Source organism: Dehalococcoidales bacterium, from assembly GCA_028716225.1.
GTDB lineage: Bacteria > Chloroflexota > Dehalococcoidia > Dehalococcoidales > UBA5760 > UBA5760.
The window spans coordinates 1-18,458 of the sequence record JAQUQE010000019.1 but is presented as its reverse complement, the minus strand read 5'-3'; the positions used below and the strand labels follow the sequence as shown (position 1 = coordinate 18,458).

The 18,458-nt window shown below is 48.4% G+C and carries 13 protein-coding genes, 1 tRNA gene and 1 other RNA gene; all 15 read left to right on the top strand.

The window, feature by feature from the left end:
* Position 1 precedes the first annotated feature (1 nt).
* Positions 2–979, top strand: a complete 978-nt coding sequence (locus PHI12_09730) for a nucleotidyltransferase domain-containing protein (protein MDD5511073.1) — start codon at positions 2–4, stop codon at positions 977–979.
* Positions 980–1,454: 475 nt separating this feature from the next.
* On the top strand, positions 1,455–1,856 hold the full coding sequence (locus tag PHI12_09725; protein MDD5511072.1) for an HNH endonuclease signature motif containing protein: 402 nt from the start codon (positions 1,455–1,457) through the stop codon (positions 1,854–1,856).
* Positions 1,849–2,207: a transfer-messenger RNA gene (ssrA, locus tag PHI12_09720) on the top strand. Before PHI12_09725 ends, ssrA begins: the two co-directional genes overlap by 8 nt.
* Positions 2,208–2,591: 384 nt before the next feature.
* Entirely contained in the window at positions 2,592–2,951 is a 360-nt protein-coding gene (locus PHI12_09715; protein MDD5511071.1) for a hypothetical protein, read from the top strand.
* Positions 2,952–2,992: 41 nt separating this feature from the next.
* Positions 2,993–3,065: transfer RNA gene (locus PHI12_09710), tRNA-Met, on the top strand.
* 372 nt (positions 3,066–3,437) lie between these two features.
* Positions 3,438–3,578: a hypothetical protein gene (locus PHI12_09705; protein ID MDD5511070.1), complete on the top strand. Its 141-nt coding sequence runs from the start codon at positions 3,438–3,440 to the stop codon at positions 3,576–3,578.
* Between the two features lie 248 nt (positions 3,579–3,826).
* Positions 3,827–4,138, top strand: a complete 312-nt coding sequence (locus PHI12_09700; protein MDD5511069.1) for a helix-turn-helix transcriptional regulator — start codon at positions 3,827–3,829, stop codon at positions 4,136–4,138.
* Positions 4,135–4,689: an SGNH/GDSL hydrolase family protein gene (locus tag PHI12_09695; GenBank protein ID MDD5511068.1), complete on the top strand. Its 555-nt coding sequence runs from the start codon at positions 4,135–4,137 to the stop codon at positions 4,687–4,689. The genes PHI12_09700 and PHI12_09695 overlap by 4 nt, the downstream gene beginning before the upstream one ends.
* Before the next feature lie 32 nt (positions 4,690–4,721).
* Positions 4,722–4,916 carry a hypothetical protein gene (locus PHI12_09690; GenBank protein ID MDD5511067.1) on the top strand — a complete coding sequence of 65 codons (195 nt, stop codon included), beginning with the start codon at positions 4,722–4,724 and terminating at the stop codon, positions 4,914–4,916.
* Between the two features lie 101 nt (positions 4,917–5,017).
* Positions 5,018–6,211, top strand: coding sequence for a transposase (locus PHI12_09685; protein ID MDD5511066.1), 1,194 nt, complete (start codon positions 5,018–5,020; stop codon positions 6,209–6,211).
* Between the two features lie 420 nt (positions 6,212–6,631).
* Positions 6,632–7,330 (top strand): hypothetical protein, encoded by a 699-nt coding sequence (locus PHI12_09680; protein ID MDD5511065.1) that lies wholly within the window; start codon positions 6,632–6,634, stop codon positions 7,328–7,330.
* Between the two features lie 81 nt (positions 7,331–7,411).
* Complete coding sequence (locus tag PHI12_09675) at positions 7,412–8,077, top strand: hypothetical protein (GenBank protein MDD5511064.1); 666 nt, start codon at positions 7,412–7,414, stop codon at positions 8,075–8,077.
* Complete coding sequence (locus PHI12_09670) at positions 8,074–12,780, top strand: LAGLIDADG family homing endonuclease (GenBank protein MDD5511063.1); 4,707 nt, start codon at positions 8,074–8,076, stop codon at positions 12,778–12,780. The genes PHI12_09675 and PHI12_09670 overlap by 4 nt, the downstream gene beginning before the upstream one ends.
* A gap of 4 nt (positions 12,781–12,784) precedes the next feature.
* The gene (locus tag PHI12_09665; GenBank protein MDD5511062.1) at positions 12,785–17,932 is read left to right on the top strand and encodes a portal protein; all 5,148 of its coding nucleotides are present in this window, start codon (positions 12,785–12,787) and stop codon (positions 17,930–17,932) included.
* A gap of 8 nt (positions 17,933–17,940) precedes the next feature.
* Positions 17,941–18,458, top strand: a 518-nt coding sequence (locus tag PHI12_09660; protein ID MDD5511061.1) for a hypothetical protein, incomplete at its 3' end; no start/stop codon positions are given.

The following is an 18,458-nucleotide window of genomic DNA, read 5'->3' as shown; positions in this document are numbered from 1 at the left end:
AATGGACTTCAGGGAAATAGCGTACAGTAATCAAATTCTCAGGGTTAGAGTCGGATCGCACTTGTTCGGCACTAGCACACCCGATAGCGATACTGACTATGAGGGCATATTCATGCCTCCTGTCGAAATGCTCTTTGGTTTCAAAAGCTGTCATGAGATTGATCTCGGCACGGTCAGCAAGGCCGAGAGCGGGAGGAACACGGCCGAAGCCGTTGACTACAAGGTCAGGGAATTCCGGGATTTTTGCAGGCTTGCGCTCGAGAACAATCCCAATATCCTGAACGTCCTTTTCGCCGATGACGAGAGTGTCATGTTTTGTAATGAATATGGTAAGCGTCTTAGGCTTTCCAAATTTCTGTTTCCTCATCTGGGGTGCGTCCGTAGGTATAAGGGATACGCCATGTCACAGATGAAGAAGATGAAGATCAAGCCCGATAACTACGAGAGACTGAAATCCGCAGAGGAAGTGCTGTCCGCGAGCGACCGGGGCGACATACTCGTTGAGGTAGTCAAAAGTCGGGGGGAACGGATAGGCGGAACAAATCCGTTCAAGGACTTGGGTGCTGGAAAACACATCCAAGTAGGCGACATTTTTCTCGAGCGCGGCATCAAGGTCAGCAAGGCGCTGTCTACGATTCAGGGGAGGCTTGAGAGGGCCGGGAATCGCTCTAAAATGTGGGAAAAGTTTGGATACGACGTGAAGTTCGCGTCGAATCTTATTCAGATACTCATGCAAGGGCGAGAGCTTGTTTCAACCGGAGGTTTAATGTTTCCGCTTGCTGAAGCCAGTTTGATTTTGGACATCAAGCGGGGCAAGTGTACCGCCGATGAAGTGCAGAATATGGCCGAGGAAATCGAGCGACAAATTGACGCTGCGGAGGCCAGCTCTCCGTTGCCCAAACAGGCAAAACATAAGGATGTCGAACAGTTCGTTATCGAAGAGACGATAAGATGGACCAGTGACCACGATATTTTCTGACGAAAACATGGAATTGTGGCATAATGGCTCCGTGAACAACCCAGGAGGTGAAGCATGGAGTTTGATGCCGCGATAAAGTTTTTGTTTTTGATTTCAGTGGTTTTATTGGCCTGGTGTTTGGGTTCGGCCCTTGTGACGTTTTGTGGGTGATATGAGTCAGGCGATCTCAAAAGATGAATTCATAGCGTCTTATTGTACGAAGTCTGGTTTTTCTCTCGATATTTTTGCGAAATATTTTGTTGCCTTGCCCTGCCGATGTGGAGACGATTCTTGCCATGGGTGGGCTGCTGTATCGAATGACCCGTGGTCGATTCGGATTCATGCCGAATTGTACGGCAATGGGGTTGACAAAGCAGAGTTGGGTTGTTAATCTTTAAATGTTGCCCCACAAGGGGCGTTGCATACTGAGTGCCGAGCCCCGGCGGCGTTTCCGGGGCATGTTCTTTGACAATCTAGGGCCTGATAAGGATGTGGCATGAAGGAAAGCAAAATTATGGGAAGGGTTTGTGTTTTTGTTCCAGATCATCCTGCGTCCAATAATCGTGGATACATTTTAAGATCTAGGTTTGTGATGGAGAAGAAGCTCGGTAGGAGGCTAGATAGTAGCGAGGAGGTTCATCATATAAACGGAGATCCGCTGGATGACAGGATAGAGAACCTAAGAGTTATGACCAAGGGAGAGCATACCAGGCATCACTGGAGAAGCGGAAAGTCTGCACTTGGAAAGCGGAGAGTTCATGACTGGGATTTGATGAGGAAATTGTATGAGGATGGTCTTGGTTGTAGGCGTATTGCTAAGATTATAGGCAGTAGTAAGACTGCTGTTCAATACGCATTTAAGCAAATGGGTCTTGTTCCGAGAAAGAAAGGGGCCTGAGCTGGCTTTCGACTGTCATGTGATCTGTATCGTGCATGTTCCGGGTTGGATGTTCACCGGGTTAAAAAAGGACGTTCGAACACAGTTGCGGAAGACAACGAACCTGCTCTGGCCGAAGCTGCCTGAGCCGTCAAGCTGCTGAGTGCCTGTGTAAGTAGTGAGGCGTAATCTCAACAGGAAGAACAGCGGTGTGCTGGTACTGTCGCTCAATAAAAGTGTCCAGCTTTCCTCTATGATACCTTTGTCCGTATACGGTTGATCTGAGGGAGAAACAAGAAACGGAAGAAGCATGTAACGAGCGGTACAGGAGAGCATGGTAGGACGCGGGTTCGACTCCCGCCAGGTCCACCGCCAATCCAACTGTGTTGTACCGAGCAAGTTGGTCACTGGCAATTCGGTACGTGGCCACTCGGGGTGAAAATCCCCGAGTGGCTTCCATGATAGTTGGCAGCTATCTGGCAGCCCGGAAAGACGGGCCATACCGGCACCGTGTGGTATACGGGCGGCAGACTTGGGGAGACGCAAAGCGTCTCTCGGATGGATTGCGCGTAGCGCGATACGAGCCGGTTCGAGCCCGGACGAGTCTACAGGTGACCCGGTTCCCGTGTACGTTACGCCACGACGACCAGTCCGAGGGTACATGGGTCTATTCGGGTCACCGAATTTAGCTTGAAGTCCAAAGGCGATTCGTATAGGGTTGAGGACGGAATACGTGTTTTAACAGAGGAGGTTTCGATGAAACAGTTGACGCGGATTTTGATGCTGTTTCTCGGGGTGATGGCAATTGTGGCAGCACTGGTGTTCTGCAATTGTCACTCCAGAACGGCACCAGCCGATTCCATGGATCATTCGGTTATGATTGACTCCATGGACGGCGCGGCCATGACGGCGGCCATAGTGACAGGACTTGAAGACTTCATAGAGGAGGTCGAGGTCCAGGAGGTGTCGGCGGCAGCGCCATCGGACGAGGTTGTTTGTCGTTCTGTCGAACGTAGCTATATTTTACTGAATGCTACTGAAATACAATCATCGCCAGGGACACTGATACGTAAGTGGGCTGGGGTCGGCCCGGTGCATCAGTGGATCAAGGCTTGATGGTGCAGTGCGGTTCGGACAGCCGGGAGAGACCGGCATATTGCGGGGTTGTGCAGTTGGTAGTACACCGGCCCCATAAGCCGGAAGTCGCCGGTTCGAGTCCGGCCCCCGCAACTGGTAAGACAACCAAATATGCCCGAGCGGGTGTGAGGCCCGTGTTTTGTTGAATGCTGTACAGGATGACAGATGATCAAAATTTGCAAAAAATGTGGGAAGACGGAAGAGGAGCATTGCTCCGGCTTTGAGCCACTAGAAACGCCAGAAGGTTGCGTTTGTGAACCTCAATCTTGGGCGTTCTGGTGCAACGGGAAATACGAATACCGTTTCAGACCTATTTGCCACGAGTTCAAGCCGGGACCATATGGTTACTGTGCTCGATGTGAGCACGACAAAAAATGCCACGACCAAACTCGTGGCAAGGAACCAACGGAGCCTATGGAGAGATATTGCTGGGCAGATACTTATTGATAAGTTTGGAGAAGCGAGATGGAAACATTTCTTGTAGTGTTTGTTTTTGCGGGGATAGTCTTTGAGGCTGTAATATTGGAATGGGAGGGAATCTGGCAATTCGTACAAGCCTTATTGATGATACTTCTGTGGGTTGCCGGTTCAGTATTACTGGGTTGACAAATCTGCTTAAGTGATTAAGGTTACCATATGAATGCTATAAAACATGGGCAATGCGTTTTATGCCGGGAAGAAGGAGAGGGATCTGGTTATGGGTGGCTGTTTTTCAGCGAACCCATGTTTATCTGCAGGCGGTGCACGAATCTCGTTTCTTTTATCGACAGCCAGATGTTCTACCGGCTCAGAGACCTAGAAGCCGAAGTACGATCTTTTTCAAAACGCCTGGATCGTTTGGAGGGTAAATAGCAGTGAATGATAAGCGGACAGTCATACAGCTCGGAAGCGATATTGAGGTCGCGGAAATACGGGTGATGCGGGATTACGCTCCAAGTTCTAAGTGCGAGCAAAAGCGAGCTATCAAACACATCGAGTCTCGACTCCGGAGTCTATTGGGGAAGAGGGACATGCTGAATAAAGACATGGCCCAAAAAGCGGGATTGAGTCCTTCGGCGATAAACCAGATATTGAGCGGCATCTCGAGGCCGAGCTTGGAGACGCTGATCAAAATAGCGAACAGCCTGAAAGTATCGTTGGACTGGCTGTGTACAGGGGATGAATGAGAGCCATTGTCTTGCTTCTTTCTGTTTTTTTTGTTGCGTCAGTGGCTTCTCAGTCGCTTCCCCGGAGAGTCATATATTTCTTCGGAGACTCGATCACGGCTGGTCGGTATCCTGCGTTTGCACGGGGGGCGCTGACGGATTCCAGCGGCAGACCGTATATCATGGAGGTCTTTGCCAAGAACGGGGCTCAGACGGGCACTGTGAAGCATATCATGGGTACAATACTGGATCTGGATTCGATACCAAAGCCGACCCATGTTGTCATTTATGCGGGCGTGAATGATTGCGTTTCGGATAGGCCAGGTCAGGCAGCCAAGGCCATATCGAATATCGGGGACATGCTTTATTTGGCAAAGCATACTCGGATTCTTGTGTTCAAGATTCACACGGACAACGAATGTGCGTGGGCCATTAACAGATGGCTCGATACCGTGAAATTACCAGGAAGGGTCGATGTGCTGTCGCCCAAAATAGGGACGCGAGTGCACCCTACAAGAGCGGATGAGCGCAAAATGGCGGAAGCTGTCGTGACAGCTATATTGGGATATTGATGGGATCGTGCCGACATGTCAGGGGTTCTCAGGTGGGGACAATATTTTATATCGATGCCGAAAGTCGCAGGAAGCCTGGCCATGTCATCTATTGGGAGACGGTCACATGTACGAAGTGCGGCAAGCTAGGGACGCAGATGCTTACGCTGTTGAACGACAAGGACAGGTTGGAATTTGAGCGTGTTGGTGTCCCGCTGTGGAACACGAAAATCCCTGAGGGGCTGTGATGGAGGAAAACGTAGTGAGCAAGGTTGATAAAAAGTGGGTCGATGGCATCCGCATCGCGGTAGCTAATAAGGACTTGAAACGGTATAATATTGGTTAACAAATGAAGAGAATATTAGCCCATAAGATCGAGATCTATCCCAACAATAAAGCGATCACGTACTTTGTGATGTGCTTTGGGGTAGCGAGGTTTGCATACAATTGGGCACTTCAGATTTGTAAGAAATCTTTAGCTGATAAGGAAAAGGTTCCCTCCGGGTATGATTTGTCGAAGCTTTTGAATTCGATCAAGAGAGAGCAATATCCTTGGATGTATGGTGTGAGCAAGTGGGTGGTACAGAAGTCTTTGTATAATTTGGCGGAAGCATTTCAGAGATTTTTCAAGAAGACTTCGAGGTTTCCGAAGTTCAAGAAACGTGGAGTATGCAGGGATAGTTTCTATACAGGGGTGGGGTGTTTTACGGTATCCGGAAATCATATCAAGCTTCCGAATATTGGATGGATACGAATGTCTCAGGGGCTTAGATTTCCTGGGAAGCTATTGTCAGTGGTAATATCGAGAACGGCGGGGAGATTTTTTGCATCGATACAGGTCGAAGTAGACGATACCTATGTTTATCCTCATGCTTGTGAGAGCCAAGCAAGTGTAGGGGTAGATTTAGGGGTTAAGGATCTTGTTGTCTTGAGCGATGGTCAAAAATTCAGCAATCCGAAAGTTCTGCGGTATTACGAGCGAAAGTTGAAGCGGTTACAGAGGCAGTTATCGAGGGAGCAGAAGGGATCTAAGAATCGGTTAAAGGCGAAGGGTATATTATCGAGGCTTCATTTCAGAATTAGGAATATCCGTCGGGATTACATCCACAAGTTGACATCGTATCTGGTAGAGAATTTCTTATTGATTGGTATTGAGGATTTGAACATCGCTGGGATGATGAAGAATCATAAGTTGGCGAAGTCGATCTCGGACGCCTCGTTTTGCGAAATAAAGCGACAACTGGTATACAAGTCTTTGTTATCGGGATCACGTGTAGAGATCGTAGGCAGGTTTTTTCCTTCATCGAAGCAGTGTTCGGTTTGTGGTTTCAGGAACGAGAATCTGACATTGTCAGACAGGACGTGGTGTTGCAAGGATTGTGGAGTGGTTCATGATCGGGACATCAACGCTGCGAGGAATATTTTGAAAGTCGCCCAAGGGCATTGGGAGACTAAAAATGCTTGTGGAGAGGGTGTTAGACTTCCGCGCCTAAGGGCGCGGGGGCAGTCCTTGATGAAGCAAGAAGGCGGCATCTCGTGTTAACCAATGGTTCACGGGTTCAAGTCCGTTTTGCCTACAAGAGAAGCGATTAGAGGTGACGCAATGGGAAGATGGATTCGTAGACAGCGTAGAGCGAATTTTAGATGGAGGCAAAGAGCTGTCCGTCAAGCAGCGCAGAATACTGGACGGGATTCACGAGAGAATCCGTCCTTGGTAAACAGCCCGTTCGACAATCTCATAGCTCGTTTTTCAGGCGCTCATCCGGCGTGGTATATCTTGCTCGGCTTGGTCTTTGGGGCTTTGATTATCATGAGGTTTGCCGGGGGAGTATTCGGATGGTAGTAGCGTGGCAACGGAGTGCTGCTTGTGTTTCCCCAATGTGCTCCGATATAATAGGGTTGGCCCGGTGGCCCGCTGCGACGAGATGGTCTCGACACCGGGTTGTTTAAGCTGGAGGTGCAAATGCAAGGTTTGGTTTTTTATTCTTCAACTGATACGAAGGGCAAGAGAGACGCTACGGGGGCGTTCATACCGGAAGCTCGAGCGTTTGCCAGGTTTCATGATATTCCATCCAGCTATTGCATCGGCGTCGACTGTAAAGGGTTGACGGCCCCGGAACGGCGCAAGGTAGTCATCGACGAAATATCGAAGCGAGAACTGTGGGACGTGATAGCTTTCTTCGGTCACGGCTGGCCGGACGGTATTCAGTTTGGATTCACTCGAAAAACGGTGGACGATCTGGCAGGTGTAATAGCAGCCCATTCATCCCCGGATGTGTGCGTGGGGTTGTTCGCTTGCCTGGCAGCCGAGAACGATGTGCGAGATTCTACGGTAAAGAAGCTGGGACCGGCGACGGACGGTGGGTTTGCGGACATGCTTAGGGACAGTATGGTGCGTCACGGCGTTTCCTACGGATGGGTGGACGCGCACAAGACCGCAGGGCACACGAGCTGGAATCCCTATGTCGTTCGATTTTTGTGCGAAGATGTTGACGACCCCGAATGGGGAGCAGAGGGCGGAGCGTGGCTTGTAGAGCCTCGTTCGGCGCTGTGGAAGAAATGGGTTGCTGCCTTGCGAGACCGCTCGACGGGACTTCGGTATGGATTTTTGATTTCCAGCGAGTTCGCGATCAAACAATACCTTTTGACGGGTACAAAATAGTCAGGCTATAATCTGCTTTGAGGAGCGGTTGTCGCTGACGCGCACTTGAGTGCGCTACCTTTGCAGTTGAAGGGTTGCAAGATGCCTGGCGCTATCATTGAAGTAGAGAAATTTACTCGCCTGAAAAATCTGAGATGTTTTCAACGTGTGCACGAAATGTTGAGCTACGGGTATCCGGCACCGACTGTTGCCGATTTTGTTTTTTCAGCCGGGGAGTATCAGGATGTCAAAAAGAAGTCCCTGGTAGAAATACTCAAGCGGTATAGAAAGGAAGAGGTGTTGCCGGGAGACGTGTTGACGACACGTTCTCCGCATGTTGTTATAGAGGCCAGGAAGCAGTACACGGACAAGCTAGAGGAGTTGAAGCGGCTCGACAATCAGTTCGAGGCGCTGTTGTATAGGTTCGATCTTGCCCATGCTCGCGAGCGGGATACGGGCTTGATTGATCCGCAGGTAGACAAAATCCAAAAATCCATATTGGAAGCCGTTCGGCAGATGCACATGATCAAGATGGATCTTGGAATCAGCGGACAGCGGAATCTTGGCACGCTGACAATTTCGGCGGAGCGGCTCGAGGAGATAAGGGAAAAATACGGCGACAAGGCCGCCAAGGCCATGGCAGACCCCGTGAGTCGTGGGCGCGTGCTCGCCTACCTCCGCGCGGTGAACGACTTGGTGACCATCAAAGCCAGGGAGGAGGCGGGGGAGTCTATTGACGTGACGCCTGTGACACCGGTCAAAAAATGATCATCAAGGCCACGAATGGACGCCGCCGGTCGGTAACGCATAGGCTGGAGGCAGCGGAACGTGTCGATGACATACGGTTTGGCTTGACCGAAGAAGAGCGAGAACTTGTTCTTGCGTTGGAGCGGGAAGCTGGTCAGGGTTCGGCCCTGATACAGACCGAAATACTTGATCATATCTATCACAATGAGCCGGTGTCTATGGCGCAGTTCATCGAAGATCCGTATTACCTTGGAGAGAGTTGTTCTACTATATATCCTGAGTTGCAAAGGGATCTTATTGAATTGTTTGATCGTCCGTATCGTGAGGCGCTTTTTACGGGCGGGATCGGCGTAGGGAAGTGCGTAATTGGTGATACTGAAATTTACGATCCTGTTTATGGGATCAGGACTACTGCAAAAAAAATGGCGTCTTTAGGGAGCGGGATAGGCTGCGCTACTTACGATATGGCATATGGTGGAATGAGAGCTGCTGAGTGTTCGGCTCAATGGAGCGGCATAAAGAAAATTGGCAATCTAAAATTACGAAGCGGAAGGAAGATTGGCTTATCTCTAGATCATCCGGTATTGACCCCTTATGGATACAAGGCAGCGTCAGAGATTTCGGCGGGAGATATGGTTGCCACGGCCAGGAGATTACCACATCCAGTATCACCTCTTTCTGTGTCGGATGATGAGGTCAAATGGGTTGCCTATATGTTGGCTGACGGTGGTTGCACAGGGTCTTCGATGGTTTTTACGAATGGATGCGAGGTTGTCCTTTCTGAATTTGAAAATATTACTAAAAAACTTGGAAACGGATCAAACCCAGGGGTTTCTTATGTTGGCAAAGCTGGGCAGGCAACAATGGTTATGCCTCGAGAGGTAAGGTGGATTAGGAAGAGATACGGACTTTACGAAAAATCAATAGATAAGCGGGTTCCGGGTCGTTTCTATGGCCTTGATGATAGGCAGTTAGGTTTATTCTTAAACCGAATATGGGCCTGTGATGGGTGGGTATGTAAAAGGAGCGTAAAGTCGTTTGAGATAGGTATAGCCTTGGGTAGCGAAGAATTTGTTTGTGATATACAGCAATTATTGTTGAGATTTGGAATACAGTCGAGAGTTCGATATCGAAGTATGAAATATACACACAAGGGAGAAAGGCGCAGGTCTGACGCTTGGAGTCTTAGTATTTTGAATTCGGGTGATGTCTTGTCGTTCATAAAAAATATTGGTTTGATATTTGGCAAGGAAGACAAGTGTATAGAGGCTATCCGATGCCTTTCTGGTGTTAAGGCAAATTCAAACATAGACCTTGTTCCTATTGATAGATTTATTCTGTCAAAGATAAGAAAAGAGATTGGTCCTATTCCGAAGCGGGACTATTGGCCAAGGCCGCCCGGTAACTCATTTATGAGCCATGAAACGTTCCGTTCTTTTGCTGCCACTTATGATTTGCCTGATTGGTGTAAATGGTGGGGAGATGTTTTTTGGGATACGGTGGAGGTTTTTGACGTAAAGGGTTACGAGTCTGTTTATGATCTGACGGTTCCTGGTACTGCTAATTTCGCTCCGTATGGGGTTATCGTGCACAATACCTATGTGATGTCCATTGCCATATCTAGGGTTATTTACGAGTTATCTTGTATGATTAACCCGCAGAAAATTTTTGGGTTATCTTCGGGCTCTGAGATGGTGATTCCTCTCATATCTAAAAACTTGCCACTGGCCAGGGATATTATGAAGACAGCCATCGATGATAAGATCAAGGAATCACCGTATTTTATGACCAAGTTCACGCCGAATATCAAAATGGATTACACGCTGTTTCCTGGGAATATCCGGATAACTATTGGTTCCTATGGTTCGGAGCGACTACTAGGAGCTAATGTTTTTTCAGCGGCGCTAGACGAGTGTTTAACAAAAAAACAAGTTGTAACCCTAGAAAAACGTGGTAAAGTGGTCCATGAGACAGTCGAAAATCTTCTTGAAATGGGTCAAGCGGACGCAGACTGCAAGATGGTGTGTCTCGATCATGGCAAGAAAAAGGTACGCAGTGGATGGTGGAGGATCAAGGAATCGACCGTCCAACCAATTGTGCAGATCACGGCAGGTGCCTCATCTTTGGAGGTTTCGTGCCAGCATCCGATATTGGTGCGTAGGGGGGATCGCCTCGTCTACGTCTATGCGGAAGATGTCGTGGTTGGAGACACCGTTGTCATGGAGGTGTTGAATGCCACGGGAGGGTCAAAGGTTAAGCGAAGAGACGAAGGCTATCTTATCGGAAATAGCGAAGGAACGGATTGGGGAAGCGAATCCGTTTTTCGGGAAGCATCACTCCGAGGAGACAAAGGAAAAGCTCAGGGAGGCGAGGGCCAAACAGGTAATGCCGCCGAGATCGGAAGAGACAAGGGAAAAGATGCGGCAAGCGATGAAGGGGCGGAAGTTTTCGGAAGAGACACGGCGGAAAATGAGGGAAGCTGCTATTCGGAGAACCTCCGATCCAGAGTGGCGGAAAAAACAATCAGAAAGATCGAAGAAGGCGCGGGAAGAGGGGCGGGTTACTCATCTTCCTCCTGTGTTGAGGGGGGAAGACAACCCTTGGTACGGGAAAAAGATGACCAAAAAGCAGCGGAAGAAATTGAGCGAGGCTGCCAAGCTGAGAGGGGGGCATCCCCATACGGAGGAATCGAGGGAGAAGATTTCACAAGGGAACGTTCGGTCAATCAAGGATCGAGTGCGGAGCTACAAATTTCAGGTTCAGTCACCATGCGGGGCATTGGTTCCGTGTCGAACGCAATACGAACTGAGATTGGCGGAGAGTCTGTGCCGACAGGAAGGGGTATCGAGTGTGGTTGGGGAGGATCAGATGGAGTGGGTGTCGTATCGACTAAACGGACAGGATCGAATGACGGTTGCGGATTTCAAGGTGACGATGCAGGACGGATCGGTTATTATAATAGAGGGGAAAGATCCATCGTCGCTTTATTGTCTAAGGGAGAGGGCTCGGTTCCTTGCGATGTGGAAACACTGTGTTCAGAACAATTTCCAGATGATTTTGGCTCTGAACAACAAGCCGCTTCCGAGCGTCCAAGCGGGGCCGTTCGTGACTCAGGATTTCGTGGACGAGGCAATGAAGAATCAGAAGATACGAGTACGCCTGATGAGGACAGTCAAGCTGTCGGTGTCCGGCCCGAATGGTTGAATATATCAGAACTTCCCGACAGCCTTGACTTGGTGACTGTTACCAGTGTGGAGTTCTTGCCGCCGGAACAAACGTATTCTATATGTACAGAATTCAATACGTTTATCGCTGGCGGCATTGTGGTTCACAACACTAACTTCCCCCCCAAGCGCAAGGCTCAACAGATTGCTACTGCGTTCGGCCAAAAATTGAAGGCGGCGCATTTCGACATCGTGGAGAAGATGTATCGTAGCTTGTTGCGTCGTATCAAATCCAGGTTTCAGAAAGCGGGCGGGGGGTTTCCGGGGATGGTTATTCTTGCGTCTTCTGCGGCTACGATTGAGTCTTTTACGGAGCGGAAAATGCGAGAAGGTCTCGAAGACCCAAATATTTTTGTGAGGGACCATACTCAATGGACTGCCAAGCCAGCGGAAAATTTTTGCGGCGAGTTCTTTTATGTGCTGTGTTCTACATCCGCGACCAAATCCAGGATTCTGAACGAAAAAGAATATGATTTGATAACCGATGAATTTCTTGAGGCTAATGATGCGTTCGTGATGGATATACCAGTTGAGTTCCGGGATGACTTTGAATCGAACATGGAAGAGGCGTTGAGGGACATCGCTGGTTTTTCAACGCAGGCCATATCGCAGTTTGTCCAGCGCCCTAAGATGATTCAGGTTTGCACGGATTCTTTGCGATCTCATCCGTTCAGCGAAGAGGAGTGGGTCGCCGGGGGGCCGGGACAGATTGACTGGGATACATTGGCGGTCAGTTACGAGCACAAGCTCGCTGGGGGGTATACCGAGACGAGATGGAAGCCGCGAAGAAATCCCAAGGCGATGCGGTGGTGCCATATCGACACTTCGGTGTCGGGCGATAGTTCGGGGTTTTGCATTGGCCATATTGACAAATGGGTTGAGGTCGTAAGGCGCGATGCCGATGGAAATATTCAGACTGATCTGGCTCCATATTACGTTATCGATTTTATGCTGCGGATTAACCCGCCACCGGCCGAGCAAATTTATATGCCTGATTTGCGGGTTTTGCTCTATATGTTCATGGATCACGGTTTCAAGTTTATCGGGTTCAGCACGGACCGGTATCAGAGTGTAGAGATGCACCAGCAGGTCAAGCGGCGTGGAATCCATACGCAGTTGATTTCCATGGATACGTCGACAGAGCCCTACGATGAGCTGAAGTCGGCTTTTTACGAGGAGCGGATAGAAATTTATAAATACAAACCTTTTATTGAAGAGTTCAAGTCCCTAGAGTATGATCGGCTCGTTGGAAAGATCGACCACCCCGTTGCTGGCAGTAAAGATGTTGCAGATGCGGTGGCGGGCGTGGTGCAAGGTCTGAAAAAGTCGGGAGAGAGAATGCCGCTACACGGGCAATCGGAAAAGGTCGAAAAGCCGACACACGAGGATGCTTGGGTGATGGAAAAGATACCGGCTGCATTGGTAGATACGGAAGCTGTAAAAATGGCCAAGGAAGACAGGGCAACCGAAGACTTTATGCCGATTTTGATTGGGGAATAATAGTATGGGATTTCGCGAGTCCATATCCAAGTTTTTCAAGCGCGATAAGGTTGCACAGATAGAGAAGAAGGGGCGTGGATATTCGTTCGACGACCCCATGGGTGGGGCGGTAGACAACGCGGCGGGCATGACCGGGATGAACATGCTTACGGTCGCGCTGTCGATGGACCAAAATCTGCTTGAGCGTTATGCCGACTACGAGAATATGGACGATTACCCTGAGCTGTCGGCAGCCCTAGACATTTTTGCAGATGATACAACTATTCCAGATTCCGTTAGGGGCAAAACCATTTGGGGTGAATCGCCAGATCGTGTTGTGCGAGATGTAATTGACGATCTTTTGCATCGAATACTCAGGGTCGAAGAGGACGTATGGGTAGTGATGCGGACCCTGTGTAAGTACGGGAACGCTTTTGGTGAAGTTGTGGTCTCGGAGCACGGTGTGGTCGGCGTTAATTACTTGCCGGTTCCCACGATGCGGCGGCTGGTCAATATGAAGGGTGACCTGCTTGGATACGTCCAGGATCTTACGGGGCAGTTCGGACTGGATACAGCGGATTACGAGACGCTGGAAGGGCTAAAGGCGCGGTTCGAGGAAAAGAGCATGATTTTCTTTGAGCCGTGGGAAATAGTACATTGGCGCTTGCAGTCTAAGTTCGTGAGATCATTATACGGGTACTGTCTAGTTGGGGATTCACAGGTGTGGACTCCAACAGGGACTAAACGTCTTGATGAGGTTAGGCAGGGGGATTTTGTGTATACGCGACATGCGGGCATGTTGCGGTCTACCAAGGTTTTAGATCAGGTTTGTAGCGGGGTAAAACCTGTATTCAGGCTGAAGACGACTCATCGTGAAATCAGACTGACAAGCGAACACCCCTTGCTTACAAAGAGGGGCGCGTCTAATTCTTGGGTGCAAGTAAAGGATCTAGGAAAGGGCGATGAAATTGTTGCTGTAACAAACAGTCCAGAGACTATAGGGCCGCCGCCTTTGGGTATTGTATTGGACGAAGTTACTGACGAAACGGTGGTAACTTTCTCTAGTCGTGGGTCTGCAATAGTTCGCAGTATGACAAGGCCGACAAAATACGCGTCGTCCTATTGTGGGGTCAGAAGAGTTGCCAAGGAAGTTGGTATCAGCAAGGGATCATTGGAAGATCTTTTGAATGGTTCTGGCGGCATTCCGTTATGCACAATGCGAGCGTTTTTGAGATTGCTGAAGCTGCCGTGGTTTGATGGTATATGTGTAAAAGCAGGAAACAGAAGGCTTTGCTTGCCAGATCTTGTTGATGAAAAGTTTTCAAGATTGTTTGGTTTTTTGCTTGGTGACGGATGGATTTCTGGTCACCAGGTTTGTTTTGCTCTTGGGGAGCGAGAAGAACGAAACGCTTTTTATGAACAATGCCTCATCGATTATGGGTTATCACCCCAGAGGGTGAGAGGTCATGGAGAAAACGCCTACAGACAAGTGAATTGTGGAAGCAATGATTTGATACATGTTTTTTCCTCTCTAGGATGGAGAGGGGAGAAGGCACATGACAAGAGGGTTCCATCGTGGATGTTTTCTCAGTCCCGAGAGATTAGGGAAGCTTTTTTGCGCGGGATTATGGACGCCGATGGGTGGGAAGCATCCGGGTATGAACATATAGAGCTGTGCAACAGGGATCTGGTTAGGGATATCAAGACATTAGTGGACGGATTGGGATGGAGCAGTGGGAATATTAGGAGGCGAAATCCTAGGAATTCCGAATACAAAGGGAAGACAATTAGATCGGGACCAACATATACGTTGACATTCAGAAACAGAGAGCTTGGAAACGGTGATTTTGTATATGAAAAAATCGTTTCGATTGAGAGGGATGGAGAAGAACCGGTTTATGATATTCAGGTTGCGGATGCTGGACATTGTTTCGTAGCCGATGGCTTGGTGGTCCATAATTCCATCATTGATGCTTCTAGGTGGATCTGGAAGCGGTTGGCGATGCTCGAAGATACGGCACTGGTCTACAAGTTGACTCGCAGCCCGAGTCGCTACGCCTTTTATGTGGATACAGGTGACTTGCCGCCGGATGAGGCAATGGCACTTGTCAAGAAGGCGATGCGGAGGTACAAAAAGCGGACACTCGTAAATCCTACGACTGGCAAGTTGGAGTTTCGCAATAATCCCCTGTGCTTGACAGGTGATACAAAAATACCGTTGCTTGACGGAAGGGTTTTGCCACTGTCGGAAGTTGTTGCCGAATTTGAGTCTGGGAAAAAACCATGGGTGTATTCATGCAGTGTTGGCAAGGGCGGGAAGTTGGTTCCTATGCCTGTGACTTGGGCTGGAAAAACCAGGCTGAATGCTGATTTAGTTCGAGTAACACTTGATAATGGGGAAAGCATAAGAGTTACGCCAGATCACAGTTTCCCAACTAGAGACGGACGAAAGGTTAAGGCTGCCGAGTTATCAATTGGCGAGTCATTGATGCCTTTCAGACGATATATTGATAAAATTACAAGAATTGATGAATTAGATGGAAAACTAAATGGTTATGAAAAGGTTTACGATCCATCTGATAGAAAATGGAAGTGGACGCATCGTGTTGTTGGCGAGGCTGTAAACATGGCTTGCCCAGGTCAGGTTGTCCACCACAGGGATTTCAATAGAAGAAATAATTGTCCATCTAATCTGGATGTTTTATCTCCCAAAGAACACCAGAAAGTACACAAAGAAAACGGCAGGACAGCCGGGCGTGCCATTGCTAAGCTAAGAAAAATTGACAGTGTTCTTGATAAAAAGCTAAGAGATGCAGCGTCAAGGACGATGACTGAATTTAACAAGACAGAAAGACAGAGAAAAAGAACATCGGAAAGAAACAAGAGGCTGGGGACAGGAAGACATATTATAGAATATAATAACTCTGAAAAGCATTCGTTGGATAACCGAATACGGTCGGATTCTGCCAGGGAAATGTGGTCAAGAAACCGCTTGGGACTGATAGACAAATTCAGACTCGATTTTGATGAAACTGTATGGGAATGGATGAAGTCTATTTGTGAATCAAATCCAAGTATTACGTTTTCAGAAATGCTTGATCGTTTGAATCTGGAGATGCGAGATCATCTTCTTTTCATCAACAAAGATTATAGATATGCTCACCATGATGTTATAGCAAGTGCAAGGGTGTTGAAGCAACGGTTGTCAGAAAATGGATACAGGGGATTAGGAGGATTTAAAAAATCCATTTTCAATAATCACAAAGTTGTATCAATCGAGTATTTAGAAGAAAAAGAAGATACGTATACTCTAACTGTAAACGGAACGCATACGTTTGCCTTGGATGCTGGCGTGTTCACGTTTAATTCGCCTGAAGAAGATTTGTGGATTCCTACGCGGGGTGGAAAAGAGTCGACTCGTGTCGATGTGTTGTCCGGTCCTGATTGGCAGTGCTTAACTGGGGACACTGTGATACCCCTTCTTGACGGATCGTCTAGAACGCTTTCCGATCTGTCTGACAATGGAGATTCAGTATGGCTTTATTCGTTGAACGAAAAAGGTGAGATTGTTCCCGGTAGAGGACATTCAGCAAGGCGTACAAAAAAAGCAGAAGTTTGGGAGATTGAGCTTGATAATGGAGAAGTTGTAAGGTGTTCAGACAATCATCCTTTCATGTTGAGAGATGGCACGTGGGCGAGAGCTGATGGCCTTGTTGTTGGGGATAGCTTGATGCCCTTGTACCGAAAAATCTCATCTATTGACGATGGTGAAAGGTTAGATGGATATGAGCAAGTTTACGATCCGTTTACAAACGAATTTCAGTATACTCATCAAGTTGTTAATAGATCGCGATCTGGTTCGTTATTGCCAAAGCCTGGATCTGTAATTCATCATGCTGGCGACAATAAACTAGATAATAGACCGGAAGTGCTAATTGAAATGACGCGCAGTGATCATTCAAAGCTACATCTTAGTCTTTGCGATTATCTTCATTCTAGTAAGGTAAAAGCAGCAGCTACGGCTGCGAAACGTACACCGGATGTTCGTAGAAAATTAAGAGAGGCTTGGACTGATGATCGCAGGAAGTCGCTTATGCTTAGAAATGCCAGTGTTTCAAAGTCCGCTCGTATTCGAGCTGGCGATAGAATTACAGCGTGGAATCGTTCAGAAGAGCGTAGGCTACGACGCGCTTTTAGATATCGAAAGGTTACAGTTGAAGAATTAGCATCGGTTGTTATTGATAATAATGTTCAAAGAATTAAAGACTTGTATCCATTGGGTTATAGTCAGGGGCTTATAGAGCGCGTTCTGAATGATACAGGTATTGGATGGTGTGAATTTGCAAAGAGGCATATATCTGGATGGGTTCCGCGTGGACGAGCTGTTTCTGTAATGAACCATAGAGTAGTTTCGGTTCGTAGAACAGGGAAAGAAGAATGGTTGTATGATCTAACAGTGGATGAATATCATAATTTTGCTGTGGGGCAGGGTGTTTTTGTCCACAATTCGATGGAAGATGTCCAGTATTTCCGCGATAAAATGTTTACGGCGATCAAGATTCCGCAAAGCTATTTTGGGGGCGAAGCAGAGGCGTCCCAGGGGTTAGCTCAACGTGATGTGCGGTTTGGTCGGACGTGTATGCGGGTACAGCGTGAATACCGAAACGGGATACGTCAAGTGGCGCGGGTGCATCTGGCGGCGCTGGGGATTGATCCCGATAGTGTCAAGTGGGATACTAGGATGACCGTACCGTCGAGTATTTTCGAGTTGCAACAGATTGAGGTCATGAACGCGCAGGCTGGGTTGATTAGCACACTTTCAGAGTATTTCCCACAAGATTGGCTGCTCGAGCGTGTGTTGCATATGTCGAAGGATGAGGCGGCGGCGATGGTTAACCAGAAGGCAAGCGAGGTTGAACGCACCATGTCGGACCAGGCGAGGGTTGCGGCCACAATTCAGGCAAAGTATCCCGAGTTGGCAATCCCACCGGAGGCTGCTGCAATGGCCATGGGCGAATTGCCGATGGAAAGCAGAGAGGTATCCAAAAAACTAGACAAGTTACATGAAGCCGTAAACAAAACTATACAAACGTCAAGTAGGGTGTTAAAACGTGTGGAGAACATGGAACCCACAATGGCCAGGACATTTTTAAAATTGAGGCAAGTGAAGTAGGGGATACGATGCCGATTGTTCAGGGTACAGCCATAGCGAAAGCGTGTCATGGGAGCCGTGAGCAAGACTTGACTTTGATTCATGATGCGGCGATAGCTAAGTATGGTAAGCTCAATATTATAGCTACTTTCGAGTCCAGGCTTCTTGCGTTTAATGAGGAAAAGAAGCTGCGGGAAATCACGTTCAGGCATGGAGAGGAAGGGTTGGAGTTTGTTTTCAACAGGGCGTCCGATGCTGTGCCGGTCCTGGAAGATGCGGACATACCAGTAGTTGTAGGACGCGCACTCAAGTGCGCTACCTTTGCACTGATGCGAGGGGAGAATCCGGATGCCTCGGAATTGGCTGAGGCTGCTGCACTCGTCAAGCCGGGGGAGCCATATTGGCTTTCCGATGTGATTACCAAAATAGAAGAGTCTATTGCAGAAAACGACTGGACGAAAATGTACGAGGCCAATATCGACCGAATCAGGACATCCCTTCATGGGCGGATTCGGGAGATTGAGGGGCGCGTGCCGAAGACGTACTA